Below are 22995 nucleotides of genomic sequence, written 5' to 3'. Positions count from 1 at the left end.
GTTCGACGAGATCCCCCAGGGCTTCGACACCGTACTGATCAAGCACTTCCTGCCCATGTTCGACAAGGAAGACGTCCTCAGAATCCTCGAAGCCGTCCACCGTTCGCTGGACGCGGGCGGGACAATCAACGTTCTGGTGCCGGTGTTCCCCGAGAACCTGAAGGACCCCGACAGCTACACCGTCGACTTCTACCCCAGCTTCTTCATCGGCTGTGCCATGGGCCAGGGCGGGCCGCAGAAGCTCTCGACGTGGCAGCGGTGGATCGAGGAGTGCGGGTTCAAGGTCACCAAGGCGATCGCCGAGGATCCCGCCACCATGCCGAAGAACGCCCTGCCCGTAGAGGCCATTCTGTGCGCGACGAAGGTCGCCTAGCGAACCGGAGAGAAGAGATGTCCCAAGTTGGAGCGACCGAATTCGGCATGACCGCCCTGAAGTCACTAGGTGCCGGGCTCGCCGAGGCCAGCGCAGCTTCGCTCAGCGGACCGCGCGAGCAGCTGGCGGAGAGCTTGCTGCGCTCGGCCCTGACCCGGTGGGAGGACCCAGAGGTGCGGCCGAAGCTCCTGGCCACTCTCACTGCCGCGACCACCAGCAAAGAGGGCGCGGAGCAGTTGCGCGACTTCCTGTACTCGCAGCTCTTCGCCCAGGTGGGCATCGCGCTGGAGGACAAGCCGATGGACATCGAGCAGGTCGCCGAGAAGCTTGACGTTCCAGCCATCAACATCAACGCGGCGGCGGCGCAGGTCTGGGGCGTGGTCCTGTACCGCTATGTGCTCGAGATGGAGCCGATCGCGTCCGCGTCGAGCGAGGAGCTCATCGATCTCCTCTCCCCCACCATCCAGCGCTACCTGCTCGGCTGACACCGTGTCGGCCGGTGCGGCCCCGGTGGCCGCGTCCGCGGGCGCGGCCACCGGGCCTCTCTCAGGTGGGAATGCCCTCGCGCTTGATCTCGGGGACGGCGATGCCAAGGGCCCGCAGTTGCTGGAAGGGGTTCATGAACTCGCGGTTCTGCACGATCTTTCCGTCGTCAAGCGCGAAGGAATGCAGGAAGTGGTTCTCGTAGTAACCCTCGGGGTACCCCGGGAAGCGGATCTTCCCGTGCCCGTCGCACTCGACCCAGAAGAAGTCCGGGTTCTGCGTCTCGAAGACCTGGATGTTGTACCACTCCCAGTCCGGGAACATCTCCAGTGACCAGACGCCGTGCTCGGCAAGGCGGTCGCGGCCTCTGATGACGATGGGTTCCCCGGTGTCGTTGGTCCACAGACCACCACTGCCGTGTTCGACGAACAGCTCGTGCCGGCTCAACCGGGCCGGCCCCTTGGTGTCCGCCAGGTACTTCTCGACGGTGGCACGGTTCTTGCGCCGCAGCTCAGTGGCGTCGGTGAAGCCGTGTGAGGCGTCGTCAGGCATGCATTTCCCCTCAGCAACGTGTTCGGGCCGGTCTCACCGCATCCTCGGGCCCGCGGCTCGGGGCCAGGTCGAGCGGTGTTCGAGCACGCGGGGCAGGGGTGTGACCACAGCGGGGGGCTCCCGCGGTATTCGAGCGGGACGCGATACGCCGGGCGCAGGCTGGCACGCGCATGCCAGGCCTCGTGCACGCTCCGTGCACCCCTCTGGCCTCGTACGGCATGAGAGAGGGGACCTTACCGATGGCAGGCGCTCGCCTGGAGGCCGCAGAAGGCCCGAAGCCGTACGACGACGCCTCAGCGGCGACGGATGAGCTTCTCGAACTCGCCCTGGGCTATGTGTACTCGGCCGCGCTGCAGGCCGCCGCGCGCCTCGGCATCGCCGACCACCTGGTGGAGGGACCGCGCACCGCCGACGAGCTGGCCGGGGTCGCGGGGGCCGACGGGGCACACCTGTACCGGCTGCTGCGGTTCCTAGCCACCAAGGGGGTCTTCCGCGAGGACGACGAGGCCCGTTTCCACCTCACGCCGCTCGCCGAGCCGCTGTGCAAGCACGCCGAGCGATCGCTGCGCGAGTACATCGTGGTGCGCGGCGAGTCGCCTTTCTGGGGGTCGGCGGGCCGTCTCCACGACGCGGTACGCACGGGCACCACGGCCTTCGAGGACCTGTACGGAATGCCGTTCTACGACTACGCCGCCGGCGAGCCTGAGTTCGGCCGGGCCTTCAATGCCAGCATGGCAGCGTTCTCCGAGGCGCTGAGCAACGATGTCGCCGAGGTCTGCGACTTCCCCGAGGCCAGGAGCGTCGTCGACGTGGGCGGTGGGCGCGGCGGTCTGCTGCGCGCGGTCCTCCGGCGCAATCCACAGCTGACGGGCACCCTGTTCGACCTGGAGAACGTGGTGGCCGGCCACATCCTGGACACCCCGGACCTGACGGGGCGGTGGAACGTCGTGGCAGGGGACTTCTTCTCCTCGGTGCCGTCCGGCGCCGATGTCTATCTCCTCAAGCACGTCCTTGCCAGCTGGCCGGACGAGCAGTGTGTGCGCATTCTGGGGGCCTGCCGTGACGCCATGCCGGCGCACGGGCGGCTCCTCGCCGTCAACGCCATGATCCCAGCGGGCAACGAGCCGCACCCGGGCAAGACCATCGACATGCTGATGATGACGGTCCTGAACGGCAGGGGCCGTACCCGCGGGGAGTACGAGGCTCTGCTCACGGCGGCGGGATTCGCGGTGACGCGCCTTGCGGAGCCCTCGCCGCACGCGTCTGTGCTTGAGGCCGTCCCGGCGGGATGAACACCCGGTACCCACGGCACCCGGCCCCGTCGCCCGCCCCTGAAGGGTGGGCGACGGGCCTTTCGTCGTTCACCGGGCCGTGGCCGCTACGGCTGGAGCCGACTGGCCTCCCAGCCGCGGCCGGTCCGGTCGTAGCGCAGCCGCTCGTGCAGCCGGTCGGTGCCGTTGGCCCAGAACTCCACGCTGGCGGGGGCGAGCCGATACGCCGCGTAGGTCGCGGGGCGCGGCAACGGCCGCCGCGGCTCGCCCAGTTCCAGGGCCCTGGCCCGCAGTTCGGCGACGTGGTCGAGGCCGGCGACAGGCCGGCTCTGCCGGGACACTGTGGTCATGGCGTGGGTGAAGACGGGCCGCGCGCGCCACAGGTCCTCCGCCTCTGCGTCGGACAGCCGGTGCACGGGGCCCGCGAAGGTGATCTGCCGGCTGGTCTCGCGCCAGTACAGGACGCCGGACGCCCAGGGGTTCTCGGCCAGTTCACGGCCTTTCTGACTGTCGGCGTGGGTGGTGAAACCGATCCCGGTGTCCGTGACCGAGGAGAGCACCACGGTGCGCGAGGAGGTGCGGCCGCGGACGTCGGCGGTGGCCAGGGCCAGGGCGCGGGGCTCGCGCACCCCATGTGCCGCACCGGCCTCCAGCCAGGCGGCCAGCAGTCCCATCGGCTCCGGCGGCGGGGCGACGAATTCGGGGAAGTCCACCGCGACAGTGCCGGTGAGCGACTCGGAACGCGTACGGGACAGGTCAGACATGGAGCAGCCCTTCGATCGTGACGACACCGTGGCCGAAGACTTCGACGGTCTCCACCCGGTCCCCTTCCCCGTGCACGAGCGCGCCCATGGGCGAGGGACGGCCGATCTCGACGCCCTGAGTGATCTCGATGCGCTGCCCATAACCGGCGCGCCCGTACCGGGCGAGGTGGAGGGCGATGGGGCCGGCGGCGGAGCCGGTGGCGGCGTCCTCAACTACTCCGTACGCGGGCGAGAACATGCGGTTGCGCCAGCGACGTCCGGATCCCGCATAGCAGTTGGCCGCCATGTCGGGGAAGCGGGCCAGAGCCCGGTGGTCGGGATCCAGCTTCGACAGGGCCTCGATGCTCTCCAGGCCTACGAGGACGTGGCGCGGGCCGTTGCGGTAGATGTCCACGGGGAGCGTCGACTCGGCGATGCCCAGGGCCGCGAGGAGTTCGTCGGCGCGGTCGAAGGGCTCCCACACGGGCAGCGGCTGGCGCATGCTCGCCGCCACCGTCTTCCCGGCCACACGGTCCAGCTCGAACGGGATCACACCCATCGCGGTCTCGATCCGCAGCCGGTCCCCGTCGGTCCGGCTGCCCAGGGCGATGGCGGTGCCGAGCAGTGGGTGGCCCGCGAAGGGGAGTTCGCCGACGGGAGTGAAGATCCGCACGTGGGCGTCGTTGCCGTCGTGCCCGGGGCGGAGCACGAATGTGGTCTCCGACAGGTTCATCTCCCGTGCGATGCACTGCATCTGATGACTGGACAGATCGTCGCTCCCGAAGAACACCGCCACCGGGTTGCCGGTGAGGGGCTCCCGTGCGAAGGCGTCGACCACCATGTAGCTGTGCATCTGTTCGTTCTCTCCCTCAGCGAAGTGGTCCGGCGGATCAGGCGGCGCGCGAGGCACCGGCCGGCGCGAGCAGGCCGGCCAGGCCCGCGCCGAGGATGCGCGGCCCTTGCCGGGTGAGCACGGACTCGGCGTGGAACTGCAGGGAAGCGAAGCCGGGCCCGCGCAGCGCGTGTACCTCACCCGTGGCCGCGTCCCGGCTCACCCGCACCGGGCCCACCTCGTCAGCGAGGACCACGTCGTCCTCGCTGACCAGAGAGAAGGTGTTGTAGAAGCCGACGTGTTCGGTGGCGCCGAACAGGTCGATCTCCTTCTGCACGCCCTGATTGGGCACCGCTCTGCGGCGCAGCGGCAGGCCGAGCCTGAGGCCGAGGACCTGGTGGCTGAGGCAGACGGCGAGGAATGGCCGGCGTTCGCGCAGCAGTGTGTCGACAGCTGTGTGCAGGTGCCGCACCCTGGGGTGCCCGGCCTCCCGCGGATCTCCCGGGCCCGGGCCCATGACGACCAGGTCATGGTCGTCGAAGGCGTACTCCTCGTCGTACCGGCGGACCGTCACCCGCAGGCCCAGGGAGCGCAGTTGCTGGTCGATCATCGAGGTGAAGGTGTCCTCGGCGTCCACCACGAGGACGCTGCGTCCTGCCAGATCGCCTGGCACCGGGGTGCGGTCCGCGGTGTCGGCCAGCCAGTAGGCGGCGATGGGGTCGTTGCGCCGCTGAAGTGCCCGGCGCACGCTCGGGTGGTCGGCGAATCGCTGCTTGCCGTCGCCGCCGAGGGCCGCGACGAGCCCGGCCGCCTTGGCGCGGGTCTCCGCGGCCTCGCAGGCGGGCTCGGAGTGCCGCACGATGGTGGCGCCCACCCCGATGCCGAGGCGCCCTTCGGGGGTGATGTCCGCGGTGCGGATGAGGATCGCGGAGTCCATGACGCGCTGCCCCTCAGCGTCCCGTCCGATGAGCGCTGCGGCGCCGCTGTAGTAGCCGCGGCCGTTCTGCTCGTACTGCTCGATGATCCGGCAGGCGCTCTGCAGCGGACTGCCGGTGACGGTGGGCGCGAACATGGTCTCGCGCAGGATGTCGCGCACATCGCGGTCGGTCCGCCCCTCGATGAAGTACTCGGTGTGCGCGAGCCTGGCCATCTCCTTGAGGTAGGGGCCCACGACGCGGCCGCCCGCCGTGCAGACTCGGGCCATCATCTTGAGTTCTTCGTCGAGCACCATGTAGAGCTCGTCGGTCTCTTTGCGGTCGCCGAGGAAGTCAAGGACGCCCGAGAGCGTGGGGCCCGAACCCGGGTAGCGGTACGTGCCGCTGATGGGGTTCATGACGGCCCGGCCGTCCTGGAGGCTGATGTGCCGCTCCGGCGAGGCGCCGACCAGGGTCCGGGTACCGGTGTGGATGAGGAACGTCCAGTGCGCCCCGGATTCGCGTTCGAGGAGTCTGCGGAACAGGGCTGGGGCGCTGCCCGGCCCGTAGTCCGTAATGTCGGCGACGAAGGTCCGCTTGATGACGAAGTTCGCGCCCTCGCCGGTACCGATCATCTCCTTCACGACCCGGCGCACCACTTCCTCGTACGCCTCGTCGTCGACGTCGAATCCGCCATCGGACAGCGGGGTGGGCACATCGGGGAGCCTGGCCAGTGCCTCGGCGAGCGGCAGCTGTTGCTGGCCGGTCACGGTCATCGCCACCAGCGGCGTCCCGTCGTCGGCGCAGGCGTAGCCGCGCTCGGCGAGCTGCCGGTAGGGCACGAGGACCAGAACCTCGTGGCGGGCGCCCGGTCCCTGGGCCGGGGGCAGTGGGATGGCGGCCAGGGTGGCAGGCTCGGACACCGGGCCGGCCAGGACGTCCACGACGCCGGAGCCGCTGGTGCCGGGCCGGTGCAGCAGCGCGAACGCCCCCAGACCCCCCTGGAGAGCCCGGCCGAGCAGATCGCCGCGCGCCTCGTCCCCGGCGGGTGCGGGCAGGTGGGCCGTCATGCGAACACTTCCTTGACCGTGGTGACGAGAGCGCAGCGCTCGGCGGCGTACGTGAGGGCCAGGCGGTGGTGAGCGTTCGAGAAGTCGGCCGTGGCGTCCGCGACGAAGAACACCTGGACGTCGTGAGTGAAGGCCTCGACGGCGGTGGCGAGCACTCCGATGTGGGCGTAGACACCGCACAGGACGAGCTGGTCGCGGCCTTGTTCGCGCATCCACTGCAGCAGATCGGTCCGGAAGAACGCGCTGTAACGCCACTTGGTGAGCAGCCGGTCGCCCTCGGCCGGCGCGAGCGCGTCGACGACCTGCCGGTCCTCGGGGTCGAGACGCATGCCGGGTCCCCAGAAGTCCTTGAGCAGACCGCGCTGTTCATCGCTCATGCCGCCAGGCTGGGCGGTGTAGGCGACCGGCACACCGCGTGCGGCACAGCGCTCGCGCAGCAGCGCCGCGTTGCGCACCAGATCTTCGCGCAGGCTGTCCGGAAGCGGCTTGAGGAAGTACCGCTGCATGTCGTGGACGAGGAGGACCGCCCGGTCCGGTTCGGCGGTCCAGTGCACTACGGGAGCGGGCACGTCGCCCGCGGCGGGCAGCGGGTACGGGCTGATGGGGGGTATGCCGGTCATGGCTCCACTTCCTGCTGGCTCAGGCGGTCCAGGCCCCGACCACGGTTTTGGCCTGCCACGGGTTGAGGCGGGGGTCGCAGTGTGAGGTGTAGCGCTCGCCCACGGAGTCGAGGTCGGCTTCGGTGGTGGCGCACTCGGTGACGTCGTCGGGCGTGGTCTCCAGGTGCAGTCCGCCCGGGACACCGCCCGCACCGCGTACGGCCGCGACGAAGCGGGAGACCTCGAGCGAGACGGTCGCGACGAGCCGTGTCTTGTGGCCGCCGGGTGCCGTGACGGTGTTGCCGTGCATGGGGTCGGTGAGCCAGACGGCCGGGTGGCCCGCGCGGCGTGCGGCTTCGACGAGGCGCGGCAGCCGGTCGGCGACAGCGTCGGCCCCCATCCGCGCGATGAGGGTGAGCCGTCCGGGGTCGCGCCACGGGTCGAGCCGCTCGCACAGGGCGAGCAGCTCCTCGACCGCCGTGGCCGGGCCGACCTTGCACGCCACCGGGTTGCTCACCTGAGCAAGGAGCGCGACGTGGGCGCCGTCGGCCTGACGGGTGCGCTCGCCGATCCAGGGCCAGTGGGTCGAGCCGAGGAATGGCCGACCTGTCGTGTCGGTGCGGAGCATGGGCAACTCGTAGTCGAAGAGCAGCGCCTCGTGGCTGGTCCATACCCGATGTTCTTCGGTGCGGCCTTCCGCGGCGGGCCCGCCCCGGCGCAGCTGCTCGACGACGTCCCGGGCGGCCATGTAGCTGGTGAGGATGCGCAAGGGGTCGGGCAGGCGGCTCTCGTGGTCCGGTTCCGGTCCATTGACCATGTGTCCCCGGAAGACGGGGAGTTCGACGCCGCCGACGGTTTCGGTGAGCCGGGAGCGGGGCTTGGCGAACTGGCCGCCGATGCGGCCGATGCGCAGGACCGGCTTGCCGGTGATGCCGCTGAGCGTCCCGGCGAGCAGATCCAGCAGCGCGACCTTGCGTGCAACGTGGCCGCGGGTGCACTCTCCCGGGTCCTCGGCGCAGTCCCCGGCCTGCAGGACCAGGGCCTCGCCGCGGGCCACCTCGGCCAGGAGGGTTTGCAGGGTGGCGAGGTCGTCGGCGCCTACGAGGGCAGGGCGGGCGGCGAGTGCCTCGCTCACCCGGCGTACTTGCGGAACGTCGCGCCATTCGGGCTGCTGCAGCGCCCCGTGCATACGAATTTCGCGCATGCGAATTCCCCGTTTGACGTCCTCCATGACGCTCCGATCCGGGTTTCGTCCGTTGATGACACAGCGAAAAAGGCATTTCGAGCAACTGAATGAGCGAGGAAGGGGGCTTCGGAAAATTCCCCCTCGCACTGCAGAGTGCCGCGCTCGATATTGCGTCGCCGGGGAGCCACCCCGCAAGTAAAACCGTGCCCGCGCGACGAACACTCGAGCAATATTCGACCGGCGCACCGGCAGGCGATAGCGCCGAATTAATGAGTGAGTTTGGATCCGAGGACCACGTGCAGCGTCTGGATACGTCCGTCGACGATGTCGAGTGCCAGGGCGCTGAGGATCCCGCCGTCGCGGCCGCGGAGGACCACGCCCGGCCGGCCGTCGACCCACTGATAGTTCAGGGTGATGCCGATCCGCACCAGCGGTGGGATGGTCGCGGAGAGCACCCGGGCCACGTTCTCGGCCCCGACGATGTTCCGGGGCCATGTCCGAGGGGGTGCACCGGCGCCGTCGCCTGCGCCCGGGACGGTGCCGGCGAGTTGGCGGCACGCCGCCTCCGAGCACCCCACCGCCACCGCGATCTGCGGAATGCCACAGACGAACACGTCGCGCAGGACGAAGACCGCGCGTTCGAGGGGCGAAAGCCGCTCCAGCGTCTCCAGGCCCTGGACCGTCCGCTGCCCCTCAGTGTCCTCAGCTCCGGTCATCGGCTCTCCTCCGCGCCCGCCTGGGGCGGTGTCCCGGCTCAGGCGGCCTCGTCGGCCCGAGCCTGCTGATTCCGCTGGTGCTGTCGATCGCCCTGGTCCTGCCGGGCGGCGTACACGGCGCGCAAGACCGCAAGCCCCCCGCCGCATCTCGTCGCCGCTCCGCCCGTGGGCGGTGAGCAGCGGGACAAGCCGTGCGAGGCCCGTCGGCAGCGCCCGTACGCGCGCAGCGCGGCGGCCGCCCATTCACCGCAGGTGCGGCGGGCGCCGCTCATCCCCCGGGGAGGGTCTGGAACCTTATCCAGGTGGCTCTCAGCCGGACAATGGCGTCTCACCTGCGGACCGAGCGCGACTCGAGCGGCGCTCAGGCGCGGGCAGGGCGGCGGCACCTGCGCAGAAGGCACTCCGGCAGAGGATCGGGAAGGATTTCCGGTTGTGCGCCCGCCCAGCCGCTTACCGTCATGCCTCGAACGAGCCTAGGGGCGCCCCACAACGGCAATGGAACGGGAATTACATACCGCTATATTATTGCTCTCGCGCCATCGGCCGCACATTGACACTCACGATCGCTCGTGGAACGCTCAAGTTCCTTCATAGAAATGCATGAGGAGTGCCGGTCTTACGCCGCCATCGCGTTCCCTTTTCATTTGCCTCGACACCCGGGTTCGACTGCGCCACATCCCCGGAGTCGATTCATTCACGGTTTACCTCACGAAGGAGACCAATGGAGTTCGATGCCTGCCCCAGAAGTCATGCCCAGCAAATCCGCACCGCCATCGGGTCTGCCCTCTGCACCCCATGTATCAAGCAGGTGGAGCACAACCTGCGCGCTCTTCCAGGCCTGCATCAGGAATGCCTGCACCACACGGCGTCGTCGACCAGACGGATCAGCAACCCCACGAAGGTGTCCGGGAGCCGGAGGTGGGACCCCATGAACGTGTCCGCGCTCGACACCAGGTACAACATCGCCGCCGTTCTGAGGTCCTGGGCCGAGGTGGTCGTGGAGGGACTCGCCGTTCCCGCACCGGACCGCTCAGTCACGCAGCTCGTCAGCTTCCTGACCCGCCATCTGGAATGGCTGACCGCCCAGCCTCCGGCCGGCGACTTCGCGGACGAGATCGACGGCCTGCGCCTCGATCTGCTGCGTGTCATCGACCCGGAGCACAGCCGACACCGCGCGTTCGCCGCGGCGTGCGTCGTCGATGACTGCACGGGCGAGATCACCGCCTCGCCGCAGTCCTCCAGGAGCACCACGAAGGGCAGCATCAGCTGCTCCTTCGGGCACTCCTGGGAGATGCGGGAGTGGCTCACGCTGCGCCATCTCATGAACCGGCAGCGGGAGGCCGCATGAACAGGCCGCCGCGGCACAGGCTCGTTCCGACAAATGTCGCCGCCCTCGCGGTGGGTGTCTCCGAGGCCACCATCCGCAAATGGGTGAGCCGGGGGAAGCTCACGCGCTACGGGATCCCCGGCCGCTCGGAGTTCGACATAGAAGAGCTCACCGAGATTGCGCTGCGGCGCCGACACCACCCCCGCCCCCGCAAGGTCGCGTAGCGGTGCAGGTCTCCCAGGAGTCTCTTACGGTTCCTTGCCGGGCTCGACGACCGGGGAGGCCTTCTGGGCACTACGAGGGCAGCGACCGGGACAGTGCGCGTCTCGTCAGCGCATCGGCGGCCCCGGTGTATGCCGGGGCCTCGAACAGGTCGGTGAGCCGGGCCTCGGCCAGGACGGCCGAGGCCCGCTCGTCCTGGCGCAGCACTTCGGCGAGCGGCTCACCGGTGCGCGCCGAGCGCGCGGACGCCTCGTTCAGCAGGTCCCGCGCCCGTGCCTTGCCGAGCAGCGGAGCGAGGACTGCGGCAATCCGCTCGGAGACGATCTGTCCGCCGGTGAGCGTGGTGTTGTCCCGCATACGGTCCGCGTCCACCGTCAGCTGGGAGGTGAGTTCCACCGCCTGGTACGCCGCGCCTCCGGTCAGTCGCAGCAGGGCGCGCAGCGGCTCCCACTCCGCGTGCCAGGCGCCGGCCGACCGCTCGTCCTCGCTCAGCATGCAGCTGAGCACGGTCGCCGCGAGCTGCGGCGTCTGCAGGGCGGCGGACCGGATGGCCGTGGCCAGGACGGGGTTGCGCTTGTGCGGCATCGCCGAGGACGCGCCGCGGCCCGCGGGGGCCGGCTCGTGCACCTCGGCGACCTCGGTGCGGGTCAGGGACAGCACATCGACCGCGACCTTGCCCAGAGCGCCGCAGGTGAACGCCCCCGCCGTGGCCACGTCCACCACAGGGGTACGCAGCACGTGCCAGGGCAACAGCGGGGCACGGAGGCCCAGTTCGTCGGCGAACGCAGCCGTGAGGTCATGGATGTACGCGGCGGGATCGACGTCCCCGGCGTGCTCCAGGTATCCGGCCAGCGTCCCGGCGGCCCCGCCGAGCTGGACGGGCAGTCCGTCCGCGCCGAGCCGGTCCAGCCGGTCCACGGCGTCCAGGACGAGATGGCGCCAGCCCGCCGCCTTGCACCCGAAGGTCGTGGGCACCGCGTGCAGAGCCAGGGTGCGGGCCGCCATCACCGTGTGCAGGTGCGCCTCGGCGAGTGCGGCCAGGGCCTCCTCGGTGCGCGCCAGATCGGCGCGGATCAGACGCAGGACCCGCCGGACCACCAGGACGGTCGCCGTGTCGAGGATGTCCTGGCTGGTCGACCCGCGATGCACATACGCGGCGGCGTCCCGGTCGCGCTGCGCGACCAGCGCGGTGAACTCCCGTACCAGCGCCACCACGGGGTTGGCCGACTGACGCGCCTGCGAGGCCAGGGCCGGCAGGTCGAGGCGGTCCGCCCGCGCCGACTCGGTGATCACCCGCGCCGCCGCTTCGGGCACCGTGCCGAGCCGGGCCTGCGCCCGGCTCAGCGCGGCCTCCGCGTCCAACATGGCCTGCAGCCAGGCGTGATCGGAGACCGCTGACACGACGGGGGCGTGTGCCCAGACCGGTGAGAGCAGACCGGAGTCCAACGGGACCGGGGCCGGGCCGCCGACGCCCGTGCCCGCGCCAGTGGTGGGGGAGGTGTCATGGGGCATGGATGAGTCCTTGTCCTGGTTGAGCGTCCTGTCCTTGTGCCTGCCGGTGCGCCGGTCCGTGTCGCTCCGCACGCGTCGCCCCGCCCGCCGTGCCGCAGGCCAGTGACGCACGGGCGACGGCGTCGGCGTCCGTGAGTGTCACCGAGTTGACGCCGGGACGGATGCCCGCGGCCGTCACCCAGTGCACCGACTCCGTGGGCACCCCGAAGGCGAAGCGGCTCGGATGCGGGCGCCCCGATGCGTCGATCACACGGAAGGGACGCTCGGTGACGGCGAGGCCGTCGGTCTCGTACGTGCCGTGGGCGCGGTTGCGGATGCGGTACGTGGTGCACTGCCCGGTGACCAGCAGATGGCGCAGCAGTGCGTCGTCCGTGCGGGTCAGCGTGATCGCGGGCAGGCGGGCCTCGACGAGCGCGTCCACCGTGACCGCCGACTCGGGAACGAGCGGCGAGTGGACGGTGTATCCGGTACCTTCGGCCGTCACCCGCAGGCCAGGTCCGACGATCCGCAGCACGTCCGCCTCGATCAGCGCGATCATCTCCTCGACGCGGCTGGCAGGCGGGCCGATCGACAGATGGGCGTTGAACGGGGTGTACCAGCCGTCCAGATCAGTGCGGTACGAGTCGCCGTGCAGGCCGCCGTGGTCCACGGCCAGGCGGATCTCGTTGCGCAGGTCGCGCAGGACGTCGAGAGCCGCCTTGAGGGGACCCCTGACGTTGCCGGACCTGGCCTCCGCGACATCCTGGCGCAGGTGGTCCAGGAGCCAGCCGGTGAAGTCCCGCGGCCCGGCGAACTCCCGGTCGCGGTACGGCCGGGCCAACAGGTCCCAGTCCAGGCGGTCCTTGTCCCCGATGCCGTACGCGTCGAGGACGGCATCGCTCTGCCGTTGCTCCCCGCCGGCCTGCAGATAGTCGGCCCGGAACCGCTCGGCCTGGTGAGTGTCCCCGCGCGAGGTGAGGAGCGTCGTGTAGCAGACCGCCTCGGCTTCCCGCGCGATCAGCGGCCACAGATCGGCCTTGAAGTCGAGACCGGCGGGTCCCTTGGCGCGGCGCAGCGCCGCGATGCGCGCGGCGGTGAGCAGCAGCGGCTCGTGCCGTCCGTACGGACCCTTCTCGTTCTCGCCCCGGGCCTGGTACGGGACACCGCGCCGGGACCCCGCGTACAGCTGGGGCTCCCGGCCCGAAGGGTGGTACACGAGCCCGCCGCCGATCCGCGTGAAGGAGCCGCCGCGGCCGGCGGTGACCTGGGCCATGTAGTCGAAGAAGTTCAGGCCGAGCCCGCGCAGCAGCACCCGCGCGCCCGGCGCCAGCACGTCCAGGTCGACATCCGCCGGGTTGGCTGGCGGGACATGCGCCAGACCCAACTCCCGTACCCGCGCGGCGAATGCGCGCTCGGCGTTGTCCGGGCGGGCCGGCAGGTGGCCCTGGCAGAGGATGACGGCGTCCAGCCCGGTCAGCCGGGTCGCGTCGCTCAGCTCCACCCGCTGGAGGGTCCCGTGCGCGGCGCCGGTGTCGTCGTCCAGCGCCACGGCGCGGGAGCGGTGCGCGGTGACTGTGAGGTTCGGGGGCGCGCCCTCGACGATGCGCCGGTAGACCCAGCGCAGGTAGTGGCCGTAGAACGCGCGCGTCGGGTAGGTGTCGGGGCCCATCACGCGGGCCTCGCGCAGGACGTGCGCCGGGTGGCCGTAGCCCAGCTCGCCCGCCACGAGCGCCACCGCCCACTCGTGGAGGCTCGGCCCTGGCTCCAGGGGGCCCTGCAGGTCCACGGTGGCGTCGGTGAACAGGGAGATCTGCCCGGCCACGGTGTTCATGAGCAGGTGCCGGGACTGGTCCGTCCGCCACACCTTGCCGGGGCCCGGCGGGTAGGGGTCGACCACATGGACGTGGACCGTGATGCCCGGGGAGAGGCCACGGGCGTTGGCACACAGTCGCTCAAGCACGGAGAGTCCGCGCGGTCCGGCACCTATCACGCACACCGTGTGCTGGCTCGCTGTCATGTCAACCGTTTCTGCCGATGCCGGACAACGGAGCGAGGGTGAGCAGGCCCTGGACCAGGGGGCCCAGGGCCTGCTCACCACTCCACCAGGGCGAGTCCCGCCGACATGCCGCCGCCGAAGCCGGCCAGGAGGACGAGATCTCCGGGGCGGAAGGCCCCGGCGCGGGCCGCCGCGTCCAAGGTGATCGGGATGGAGGCGGCTCCGGTGTTTCCATAGCGCGTCAGGGTGAGATGGAGGGACGCCCGCGGCAGGCCCAGGTCGGCGAAGACCTTGCCGAGTAGGACACCGTTCGCCTGATGCGGGACGAAGTGCCGGATGTCGTCGGGGTCGACGCCGGCCTCGTGCAGGAACTGCTTGGCCAGCTGCGGCAGTTTCTCCTCGACGAAGCGGCGCACCCCGCGCCCGTCCATCGTGAAGTACTGCGCTCCGGCGTCGAGGGCGGCCTGGTCGACGGGCTGCCGGCTGCCGCCCGCGGGCACCCGGATCAGCTCCGTCAGGTCGCCGAACGTGTGCAGGGCGATATGCCTGATGCGCGCCCCGCTGCCGTCCGAGCTCAGGACCATCGCGCCGGCGCCGTCACCGAACAGCACCACTGTCCTGCGGTCCACGGGGTTGAGGATGCGCGAGTACAGGTCGGCGCCGATCACCAGCGCATGGCCGCCGCGTCGCGCGAGCACGCCCTCGACGGCGCTGAGCGCGAACACCTCCCCGGAGCACACTGCATTGACGTCGAAGGCCGCCGCGCCCACGGCACCGAGGTGGTGCTGTACGTACGCCGCGGTGGGCGGCTGTGGCCGGTCCGGCGTGGAGGTGGCGACCACAATCGCCGTCAGCTGCCCGGCCGTGATGCCGGCCGACGCCAGCGCGTCCCGCCCGGCGGCCGCGGCCAGGTCCGAGGTTGCCTGACCGGGGGCCGCCCAGCGGCGTTCCTGGATGTCCGTCTTACCGACTATCCAGGTGTCGTCGACGCCCGCGGCCGAGCTGACTTCGTCGTTGGAGACGACGCGATCCGGCACATAGGCGCCCGTGCCAATGATCCCGATGGGGGCCATGACCCTCTAGCGCCTTTCGTAGATGCGCTTGTGGCCGCGCAGCGCCGCAAGCCGGAAGGGCCCTGTGCTCTGCGCCGGGGTCGGATGGTCTCCCCCGTCGGCCGGGAACGACCGCTCGTGCAGCTCGCGGTAGGCGGCGTAGTCGAGCGTCCTGCGCCGGTCGATCGCCTCTCGGTGCTCCGTTGTCCGCAGGTGGTCCCGGTAGCCGGGCACGACCTGCCCGGCGAAGAACTCGGCGACGCAGCCGGACCCGTAGCTGAGGAAGCCGATGGACCGGCCGGTCAGGTCGTCCGCCTGGTCGACCAGCGCGGCCAGGCCCAGGTATACCGACGCGGTGTAGCTGTTGCCGACGACCGCGTTGTAGGCCGTGGTCTGCCCGATGGCGCGCTGGATGTCGCCCTCGTCGGTGTCGTAGCCGCTGGTGTTCAGCAGGTGGCGGTGCGCCTTGTGGGCCATCTTCGTGAACGGCTGGTGGTAGCAGAACGCACTGAACTCCTCCAGCGGTCGACCGCCTTGCTCCGTGTAGTCCTTCCAGGTGCCCTCCACCGCCTGCAGGTACGCGGTGATGGACTCCTGCCCGTCGACCAGGGCCGACTCCCGGTAATTGGGCCGCCAGAAATCCATGACGTCGGCGGTGAACAGACCCGACAGCCCCTCGACGCGTACGAGGGCGGGGTCGGCGCCGACGAGCATGGCCACGGCGGCCGCGCCCTGGGTGGCCTCGCCCGGGCTGTCCAGCTCGTACTTGGAGATGTCGCTGGCGATGACGAGGACCTGCTGCTCGGGGTCGCGGTGCACGAGTCCGATGGCGAACTGCAGGGCAGCGGTCGCCCCGTAGCAGGCCTGCTTGAGTTCGACAACCCGGGTGGCCGAAGGCAGCCCGAGCAGCGAGTGGACGTACACACCGGCCGACTTCGCCTGGTCGATGGACGACTCCGTGGCGAACACGACCGTGCGGATGCGGTCGGTCCCGTGCCGGGCAATCAGGGGCTCGGCGGCTGTGGCTCCCAGAGTGACGATGTCCTCGTCGGCGGCGGCCACGCTCATCGACCGCTGCCCGATACCCAGATGGTATTTGCCGATCTCGACGCCGTTGTGTCCGGCCAGCGCTGTGTGCGGCAGGACGAACTCGGTCGTCGAGAACGACAGATCGTGAATCCCGATCGCGGAATCGCTGGACATGCCCTAAACACCGACCTTCACTGTCTGCTCGTGGCGTTCCAACTGGACGTGGGCGCGCATGAGTTCACCCGGGTTCGTCTGTGCTGCGAGGAGCGAGAGTTCACCGCACAGCACGGTGGCCGCCGCGATGACCGCCAGGCGGCGCGCGTTCTCGCCGGGGGCGCGCTCGACCCTGCAGCCGAGCCGGGTCAGGTTGGTCTCTACGAAGTCGAGGCCCTTGCCGTTGCCCACCGTGCCCACAATCAGGTTGGGCAGGGTGCAGGAGAAGTAGAGGTCGCCGTCCCGGTCCTCGGCCAGGGTGACGCCCTGCGAACCCTCGACGATGTTGGCCGCGTCCTGGCCGGTGGCCAGATAGAAGCCGAGCAGCATGTTCGCAAAGTGGGCGTTGGCCGAGCGGATTCCGCCGGCGAGCAGGGTGCCGACCAGGTTCTTGCGGATGTTCAGCTCGGCGATTCTCCGGGCCGTGGTGTGCAGGACGCCCTCGACGACTTCGCGCGGAACGAGCAGTTCGGTGACGACGTTCTTGCCGCGTCCCAGAATGCCGTTGACCGCCGTCGCCTTTTTGTCCGTGCAGTAGTTCCCGGAGATCGATCCGTAGGAAATACCCGGGACGGTCTGCAGCAGATGCTTGAGCAGGGCGTCGGACGCGAGCGTCGCCATATTGTGCCCGGACGCATCACCGGTGGAGAACTCGAACCGGATGAACAGCAGGTTGGCCGTGATCTCGTGCCGGATGCCGATGAGTTCGGCGAACCGGCTGCAGCTGCGCACCACCTCGCGCAGCTCGTCCATCCGAGCCTCGATGGCCCGGGCGGCCAGGTGCGCGGTCTGCGCGTCCAGTGCCTCGACGAGCACCGAACGAGTCATCCGTTCGTCGACGAGAGTGGCGACGATGCCCTCCTCGGCCAGCATGGAAACCTTGGCCCCGCGCCCCACGGAGGGCCACAGCGGCGACTCGTAGGTGGCGAGCGGCACATGGGTCTCCGTAGTGGCGACGTTCCCCGAAATGCGCAGGGGTCCCACCCATTTCATCGGGACACCCGCGATCGCCTGTGCGTCAGTCATCGTGTACTTCCCGTCAGCTCGTGGGCGGCTCGACGGCGCGGGACCGCTGGGCAAGCGGCCGCGTCTCGATGCCTCGGTCGATACAGAAGGAGCGAAGTTCGCCGTGGAGCGTCAGCTCGCAGCGCGCCAGCTCGGCGGGGGTGCGCGCGCCGAGCATGGTCTGGAGCGCTGCCAGCTGGTCGAGCCACGTCGAGATCTGGGCGATCAGCGCCGCAACGCCGTCGTCGAGGAGCGTGCGCAGGAATCCTCCGGACACGCCGACGCCGGACGCGCCGAGCGCCAGGGCGCGGGCCACGTCCAGCGGATTGCGGATGCCTCCGGAGGCGAGGACGGGGATTCCGGCGTCCTGCGCGTCCAGAAGGCAGGCGGCGGTGGACAGGCCCCAGCCGTGCAGATAGGCGTAGTCGGAGAGTTCGCGGCGGCCGTTCTCGATGCGGGCGAAGTCGGTGCCACCCCGGCCGCCGAGGTCGGCCACCTGGACGCCCAGGTCCCGCAGCGTCCGGACGGTCTGGCGGCTCAGCCCGAAGCCGACCTCCTTCACGATCACGGGGACGTCGACGGCAGCCGTGATCTTCTCGATCTGCGGCACCCAGGCGGAGAACGAACGGTCGCCTTCCGGCATCACCGTTTCCTGCACGGTGTTGACGTGGATCTGCAGGGCGTCGGCCCGCAGCAGGTCGATGGCCCGCTGGGCCTGCTCGGCCGAGGCGTTCGCGTTGATGTTCGCCAGGACGAAACCGTCCGGGTTCTCATCGCGCAACACGCGGAACGTCCCGGCGCACGAAGGGTCCTTGAGGTAGGCGCTCATGGACCCCGACGCCAGGGCGACCCCGGTCTCGCGGGCGGCGATGGCGAGGTCCCGGTTGATGATGCCGGTTCCGGTGCTGCCTCCGGTCATCGCGTTGACGTACAGCGGGACTTGCCAGGAGATGCCGGCGAAGGTGGTGGTCAGCGAGACGTCCGGGCGGTCGATGCCGGCCAGAGCGTGGTGGATGAACGACACCTCGTCGAACTGGTTGCGTCCGCTGTGCGCGCGCTGCTGTTCGGCGGCGAGCCGGACGTGGTCATCCTTGCGTTGGCCGATCATGCAGGTTCTCCTTTTCCATCGCGGGACGGATCGGCAGGGGCCGCACCCCCGCCGCGGTCCACCGCTCGCGTACGTGAGCGATGTCCGGTGATGCTTCGGCATCCAGCAGGGCGATGCCGCAGTCGCCTCCCCCTGCCCCCGAGGGTTTGGCCGCGCCGCCGACGGATTCGGCTACGTCGCACAGCGCCGTCAGTTCGGCCGTGAAAATGCCGAGGCCGACTTCCTCGTCTAGGCGTGCGAGCTCCTGCCGGGCGCGCCGGATCTGGCGCAACAGGCCTGTACCGTCGCCGGTTTCGAGTGCTCCGGTGGCGGCCCGCACGAAGTCGGTGGAGGCCGCCACGAATTTCTGGTGAGAGGCGCTGCCTCGCCAGGTCCGCCGGTGCAGGCCGGACACGAGGGACGGCGTGGAGGCGGGCCGCCCGGTCCAGCCGACTTCCAGTGCGAGCCCTGCGGGCGGCGGCAGCCGGCGTATCTCCAGACCCGGCCAGGGAGTGCGCAGCGCCTCCTCGACGCCCCGGCGCCGGGCCAGGTCCAGCACGAAGGCACGGTCGGGCGCCCGGTAGGTGATCCAGCCGCCCCAGGTGCTGGCGGCGAGATCACCTCCGGAGCCCTTGGCGTCGAGCCGGGCGGTGGCGAGCAGGGCCAGGCGGAAGAGGTGGTCGTGCGAGAGCGTCATACCGCAGAAGGCTGCGACGGCCTCAACGGCCGCCACGGTGACCGCGCCGCTCGAGCCCAGACCGAACTTGCGTCCGTTCTCGTGGAGCCGGCTGCTGACCGTGATGTTCAAGGCGGGCGCGGGCAGGCCGCGTTCGGCCAGCAGTCCGGCCACAGTCTTGAGCGCCGCCTGCACGTGGGGCGCGCGGGTCCGCGGGCCGAGGTCGGAGGAGACCACGGTGCCGGACCCGCAGGCGCCGGACACCGTGACCGTGACCTCCCGGTCCACCGCCACCAGGATCGACGGAGTTCCGGGTTCCACCACCGCGTACTCGCCGGCAACGAACAACTTGCCCGGCGCGCGTCGGACGACCGTACGCCGAGAGGTCATCTCCGGGCCTCGTCGAGGAGGCGGGCGCCAGTGCCCGGCCCTGCGGTGTGCACTGCGGCGTCCGGTGCCGCGCCACGCACGGCGTCGGCGACCCGCCCGGCGTCCGTGCGATGGCAGAGCACCTTGACGTTGGGGCCGGCGTCCATGGTCGCGTAGGCCGGTACGCCTTCCTGCCTGAGCCCGATTACGGCGTCGAGCACGGTGAGCGTGGCCGGCGCGAGATAGCGCACCGCCGGGCGCGCCGCGAGCATGGTGGCGTGCATGCCGAGCGCGTTGCGCTCCGCGATCTCCCCTGCTGCGTCGAGGTCGCCACGGCGCAGCGCCGCACGCATCTCGGCCAGGTCCCGCTCGCTGGAGCGGGCCCACGGCTGGTACAGCGGCGATGTGTCGACGGTGCGCCGCATAGCGGCACGGCTGGACACGGCCTTGGGGCCTGCGTTGACTACGGCGATCACCAGGGCCGGCTCGAATGCCGCGACGGGCACCGGCTCGGCGTACGAAGCGAGGTCCGCTTCGGTGGGCGGTGCGGAGGAGGGGCCCGCGTGCCACTGGACGAAGCCGCCGAACAGCGACCGCGCGGCCGATCCGGATCCGCGCCGAGCCAGGCGCGACAGCGCGGTGGCGTCCAGTCCGAGCCCGTACGCAGCCGCGGCGGCGACGGCCAGCGCGGCGAAGCCGCTCGCCGAGGACGCGAGCCCCGCCCCGGTGGGCACGGTGTTCTCGGTGTGCACGACGGCCCGTCGGGACGAACCGGCGCGCCGGCGCACCAGGTCGAGGAATGCGGCGACGCGCCGCTGCGCCTCTCCCGTCAGGGGCAGGCCGTTCAGCGTCACCGTGTCCTGCTCGGCCGCGGGGTCGAGCACGACACGGGTGGTTGTCGGGAAGAGGTCCAGGGTCATCGAGAGGCTGTCGGTCCGCGGCAGGACGAGGTGCTCGTCGCGTTTGCCCCAGTACTTGATCAGGGCGATGTTCGGGTGCGCGACGGCCGCGGCCCGTCCCGCGGTGGCCGCGGTGCTGCGCTCGTGGTTTCGGACCGGCGCGGTCCTTTGGTCAACGCGCATGGTGAGACCGTCCCTTCAGCGGTACGGCCCAGGTCTGCGTGGCGCCTGCTTCGTGCAGCCGCCGGGTGACTTGCCGCGCCTGTTCCATCCTGGTCAGTGCGATCGCGCAGCCCCCGAGACCGCCTCCGGTGATCTTGGCTCCGAGGCTGCCGGCGGCGAGCGCGGCTTCGACCAGTGCGTCGATCCGGCCGGTGCTCAGTCCGGCCGCGCGCAGCAGTTCGTGGTTGTCGGTGAGGCAGGCGCCGAGTTTCTCCGGCCTGCCCTCGGCGAGGGCCCGTCGGGCCTCGTCGGTCAGTTCCGATGCGCGGCGCAGAAACTTCTCCTGGGCGCCCGCGTGCTCCTTGAACCCTGCTCGGAGCAGTTCGACCGCGTCCTTGGTGCGGCCCATGTCACCGCTGTCCGCGATGATGAACAACCCGTCGCAGCCGATGAGCGGTTCATGCACCTCGCCGCTCTGGAACATCATCGGGGCACTGGCGCCGACGGCCCGGGCATCGACGCCGCTGGCCCGGCCGTGCGCCACGCGCTCAGCGGTCTGCACCAGGTCGTACGCCGCGCTCTGCGACATCTCGCGGCCGAAGAGGTCGGCGAGGGCGAGCACGATGGCGCGGGCACAGGCCGCGCTGGATCCGAGGCCTCGGCCGGGCGGGATCGCGCAGTCGACGATCACGTCGAGGTGCGGGCTCTCGGTCACGCCAAGGAACGCCTTGACCTCGGTGACGAGCCGACCCAACCTGTCGGAGGCCTCGGTCACCAGCGGACGCGAAGCGGAACCGGTCATCGTGAAGAGCACGTCGTACTGGTCGTGCGCGGTGTCGGGCGACCAGCCCGCGCTCGCTGTGACCGTCAGTTGCGGCACCGGCAGGGCGATCGCCGGGGCGCCGTACACGACCGCGTGTTCACCGAGCAGAATGGCCTTGGCGTGTGCGCTTCCGCTGCCGATGGAACGCGCCCGGTGCACTTCTGATACGCCTTGCTTCTCTGATACGCCCTCTGCCGAGGTCGGTGGAGTCAACGCGCTCAGCTCCCTTGTCGCTGCTGCATTCAGATCGCGCCGCCCGCGCGGTCAGACGGTTTCGCCGGTCGGCACGTGCTCCGTGCCACGTGGCGCGCTCTGTGTCTGCTGCGTCGTGGTGGGCGGGCCCGGTATCGGCCCCTTCCTGCTGCGGCTCCAGCGGTGCATCATCGGCTTCTCGACCAGGCCGTACAGCAGCCAGGCAGCCAGCAGGTTCGCCAGGAAAAGGGCGATCAGGAGGCCGAAGGCCGCGACGGTTCCGAAGGTGTGGCCGCCGAGCAGCTGGGGCCGGGCGTAGAAGATCACCAGGACTTGGACGAGGTAGAAGGCGAAGGAGACGTTGCCTAGCCAGACCATGGTCCGGCCGCAGAGCCAGCCGCCCTCGCCCCGCAGGTCCGCCGAGGCTGCGGCACAGATGATCATGCCGATCGGGACTACGGTGGTGAGGCTGAAGCTGTACGGGGCCGGGGCGACGATGGCGCCGTAGTAGCCCACGGCGAAGAGGATCGTCGAGGGCAGCAGACCGACGCGGGGCCAGCGGCCCGCGATGACGATGCGGGCCAGAATCATCCCGAGGACGAACTCGAACAGCCGCGGCGGCGGGAACGCGTAGCTGAACCACTGCTGGTTCACGGTCAGTTCGAGCCCTGGCAGCCGGGCGTCGCCGGGAATGAGCGGCGTCACCAGCGTCACTGCGGCCACACCGGCCACCATGGCGCCGGCCCAGAGCCACAGCCTGCCGGGGGCGATCCGCCGCACCAGGATGATGAACAGCGGGAAGAGCGCGTAGAAGAGCAGTTCCGCGCAGAGCGACCAGGAGGGGAAGTTGACGCTCTGCACGGTGTCGGCCTGGTTGCTGAACGTATGCACCAGGAACAGGTTCGGCAGCCAGGCATGCAGGGGGGTGGCAGAGGCGAACAGCAACATCGCCAGCGCCCAGGTGACCACGTGGTTGGGGTACACCTTCACCGCGCGGCGCCGCCAGAACCCCGTGATCCGGTCCCCCGGGGTCGACGACCAGGTCAGCACAAAGCCGCTGAGCACGAAGAAGAAGGAGACGCCGACGTTGCCGGCGGAGTCGAAGAACTCGGCCAGTGGTTTCGCGACATCGGGGTCGCCGAAGAAGGTGAAGGGCTCCTTCGGCTGCAAGGGGTTGAAGAGCATGGTGCTGTGGGCGAGGAACACGAGCAGGGCCGCGAGGAACCTGATGCCGGTCAGTGACGGCAGCGTGGCCCGACGCTGTGGTGGCTCGCCGGCGGTGGTCGCGGTGCGTGGGACTGCCATGTGCGCACTGCCTTTCGGTCAGAGAAGCGGCCCGCTGGGCGCGTGTTGAACTCACGGTGGGGCACGCGACGCGTGCGAGGCATCCGCCAAAGCAGCATCGAGCGGTCCCCCGACCCGGTTCGGGGGACCGCTCGACAGGCAATGCAGGGCCAACTCCGGCTGTCTGCAGGGAGGCTGCGGACCGACGTCACCGCGCGGCACGTGCGTGGGAGGCCCAGTGGGGGCCGGCGCTCCGGCTTGTCGCGGCAATGGGGCGACTTTTCAACGGAGTTGAGTCGTTGGCACGGCGTGCGGAGAAGTTTTCAGGCAGGGGTGACGTGAGGGAATAGTGACACGGTGCCGCTCCGGGACCAAGAGCGCCTCAAGGTGACACAGGTCACTTCACGGGGCTCCGGGAGCCCTTCCTGA

The 22995-nt window shown here is 70.4% G+C and carries 21 protein-coding genes and 1 pseudogene; 5 read left to right on the top strand and 17 right to left on the bottom strand.

The window, feature by feature from the left end:
- A pseudogene (locus QIS99_RS30905) lies at window positions 1-373 on the top strand (methyltransferase); the annotation flags it as partial.
- Between the two features lie 17 nt (window positions 374-390).
- The gene (locus QIS99_RS30900) at window positions 391-858 is read left to right on the top strand and encodes a TetR/AcrR family transcriptional regulator (RefSeq protein ID WP_282517057.1); all 468 of its coding nucleotides are present in this window, start codon (window positions 391-393) and stop codon (window positions 856-858) included.
- Between the two features lie 61 nt (window positions 859-919).
- Here the strand turns inward: QIS99_RS30900 and QIS99_RS30895 are convergent, their stop codons facing one another.
- Complete coding sequence (locus tag QIS99_RS30895) at window positions 920-1408, bottom strand: PhzA/PhzB family protein (protein ID WP_282517056.1); 489 nt, start codon at window positions 1406-1408, stop codon at window positions 920-922.
- Window positions 1409-1647: 239 nt separating this feature from the next.
- Between QIS99_RS30895 and QIS99_RS30890 the strand changes: the two genes are divergently transcribed.
- Window positions 1648-2700, top strand: coding sequence for a methyltransferase (locus tag QIS99_RS30890; protein ID WP_282517055.1), 1053 nt, complete (start codon window positions 1648-1650; stop codon window positions 2698-2700).
- Window positions 2701-2786: 86 nt separating this feature from the next.
- Here the strand turns inward: QIS99_RS30890 and phzG are convergent, their stop codons facing one another.
- The 6 genes from phzG to QIS99_RS30860 form a co-directional block, all read right to left on the bottom strand.
- A complete protein-coding gene (gene phzG / locus QIS99_RS30885; protein WP_282517054.1) occupies window positions 2787-3443 on the bottom strand; it encodes a phenazine biosynthesis FMN-dependent oxidase PhzG in 657 nt (218 codons plus the stop codon).
- The gene (locus QIS99_RS30880; protein WP_282517053.1) at window positions 3436-4275 is read right to left on the bottom strand and encodes a PhzF family phenazine biosynthesis isomerase; all 840 of its coding nucleotides are present in this window, start codon (window positions 4273-4275) and stop codon (window positions 3436-3438) included. The genes phzG and QIS99_RS30880 overlap by 8 nt, the downstream gene beginning before the upstream one ends.
- A gap of 37 nt (window positions 4276-4312) precedes the next feature.
- Window positions 4313-6238, bottom strand: a complete 1926-nt coding sequence (locus QIS99_RS30875) for an anthranilate synthase family protein (protein ID WP_282517052.1) — start codon at window positions 6236-6238, stop codon at window positions 4313-4315.
- Window positions 6235-6858, bottom strand: a complete 624-nt coding sequence (locus tag QIS99_RS30870; RefSeq protein ID WP_282517051.1) for an isochorismatase family protein — start codon at window positions 6856-6858, stop codon at window positions 6235-6237. Before QIS99_RS30870 ends, QIS99_RS30875 begins: the two co-directional genes overlap by 4 nt.
- 19 nt (window positions 6859-6877) lie before the next feature.
- Window positions 6878-8041 (bottom strand): 3-deoxy-7-phosphoheptulonate synthase, encoded by a 1164-nt coding sequence (locus QIS99_RS30865; protein ID WP_408909667.1) that lies wholly within the window; start codon window positions 8039-8041, stop codon window positions 6878-6880.
- A 248-nt stretch (window positions 8042-8289) separates the two neighbouring features.
- Entirely contained in the window at window positions 8290-8739 is a 450-nt protein-coding gene (locus QIS99_RS30860) for a sigma factor-like helix-turn-helix DNA-binding protein (RefSeq protein WP_282517049.1), read from the bottom strand.
- A gap of 928 nt (window positions 8740-9667) precedes the next feature.
- Here QIS99_RS30860 and QIS99_RS30855 point away from each other — a divergent pair.
- The gene (locus QIS99_RS30855) at window positions 9668-10087 is read left to right on the top strand and encodes a hypothetical protein (protein ID WP_282517048.1); all 420 of its coding nucleotides are present in this window, start codon (window positions 9668-9670) and stop codon (window positions 10085-10087) included.
- Window positions 10084-10290 (top strand): MerR family transcriptional regulator, encoded by a 207-nt coding sequence (locus QIS99_RS30850; protein WP_282517047.1) that lies wholly within the window; start codon window positions 10084-10086, stop codon window positions 10288-10290. Before QIS99_RS30855 ends, QIS99_RS30850 begins: the two co-directional genes overlap by 4 nt.
- A gap of 70 nt (window positions 10291-10360) precedes the next feature.
- On the opposite strand, the gene pcaB is transcribed toward QIS99_RS30850, so the two are convergent.
- The 10 genes from pcaB to QIS99_RS30800 form a co-directional block, all read right to left on the bottom strand.
- Entirely contained in the window at window positions 10361-11800 is a 1440-nt protein-coding gene (gene pcaB, locus QIS99_RS30845) for a nitrosuccinate lyase (protein ID WP_282517046.1), read from the bottom strand.
- Window positions 11790-13796, bottom strand: coding sequence for an FAD/NAD(P)-binding protein (locus tag QIS99_RS30840; RefSeq protein WP_282517045.1), 2007 nt, complete (start codon window positions 13794-13796; stop codon window positions 11790-11792). The genes pcaB and QIS99_RS30840 overlap by 11 nt, the downstream gene beginning before the upstream one ends.
- A 74-nt stretch (window positions 13797-13870) precedes the next feature.
- Window positions 13871-14848 (bottom strand): 3-oxoacyl-ACP synthase III family protein, encoded by a 978-nt coding sequence (locus QIS99_RS30835; RefSeq protein ID WP_282517044.1) that lies wholly within the window; start codon window positions 14846-14848, stop codon window positions 13871-13873.
- Between the two features lie 6 nt (window positions 14849-14854).
- A complete protein-coding gene (locus tag QIS99_RS30830) occupies window positions 14855-16030 on the bottom strand; it encodes a hydroxymethylglutaryl-CoA synthase (RefSeq protein WP_282517043.1) in 1176 nt (391 codons plus the stop codon).
- A 3-nt stretch (window positions 16031-16033) separates the two neighbouring features.
- The gene (locus tag QIS99_RS30825) at window positions 16034-17095 is read right to left on the bottom strand and encodes a hydroxymethylglutaryl-CoA reductase (protein WP_282517042.1); all 1062 of its coding nucleotides are present in this window, start codon (window positions 17093-17095) and stop codon (window positions 16034-16036) included.
- 13 nt (window positions 17096-17108) lie between these two features.
- The gene (gene fni / locus QIS99_RS30820) at window positions 17109-18182 is read right to left on the bottom strand and encodes a type 2 isopentenyl-diphosphate Delta-isomerase (protein ID WP_349017338.1); all 1074 of its coding nucleotides are present in this window, start codon (window positions 18180-18182) and stop codon (window positions 17109-17111) included.
- On the bottom strand, window positions 18160-19227 hold the full coding sequence (locus QIS99_RS30815) for a phosphomevalonate kinase (RefSeq protein WP_282517041.1): 1068 nt from the start codon (window positions 19225-19227) through the stop codon (window positions 18160-18162). Before QIS99_RS30815 ends, fni begins: the two co-directional genes overlap by 23 nt.
- Window positions 19224-20288, bottom strand: coding sequence for a diphosphomevalonate decarboxylase (mvaD, locus tag QIS99_RS30810; protein ID WP_282517040.1), 1065 nt, complete (start codon window positions 20286-20288; stop codon window positions 19224-19226). The genes QIS99_RS30815 and mvaD overlap by 4 nt, the downstream gene beginning before the upstream one ends.
- Window positions 20278-21249, bottom strand: coding sequence for a mevalonate kinase (gene mvk / locus QIS99_RS30805; RefSeq protein ID WP_282517039.1), 972 nt, complete (start codon window positions 21247-21249; stop codon window positions 20278-20280). Before mvk ends, mvaD begins: the two co-directional genes overlap by 11 nt.
- Window positions 21250-21354: 105 nt before the next feature.
- Window positions 21355-22587 (bottom strand): acyltransferase family protein, encoded by a 1233-nt coding sequence (locus tag QIS99_RS30800; protein ID WP_282517038.1) that lies wholly within the window; start codon window positions 22585-22587, stop codon window positions 21355-21357.
- Window positions 22588-22995 lie beyond the last annotated feature (408 nt).

Origin of the sequence: Streptomyces solicavernae (assembly GCF_029968095.1) — a bacterium.
Taxonomy (GTDB): domain Bacteria; phylum Actinomycetota; class Actinomycetes; order Streptomycetales; family Streptomycetaceae; genus Streptomyces; species Streptomyces solicavernae.
The sequence above is the reverse complement of the archived record's forward strand: the minus strand, read 5'-3'. Positions and strand labels throughout refer to the sequence as shown.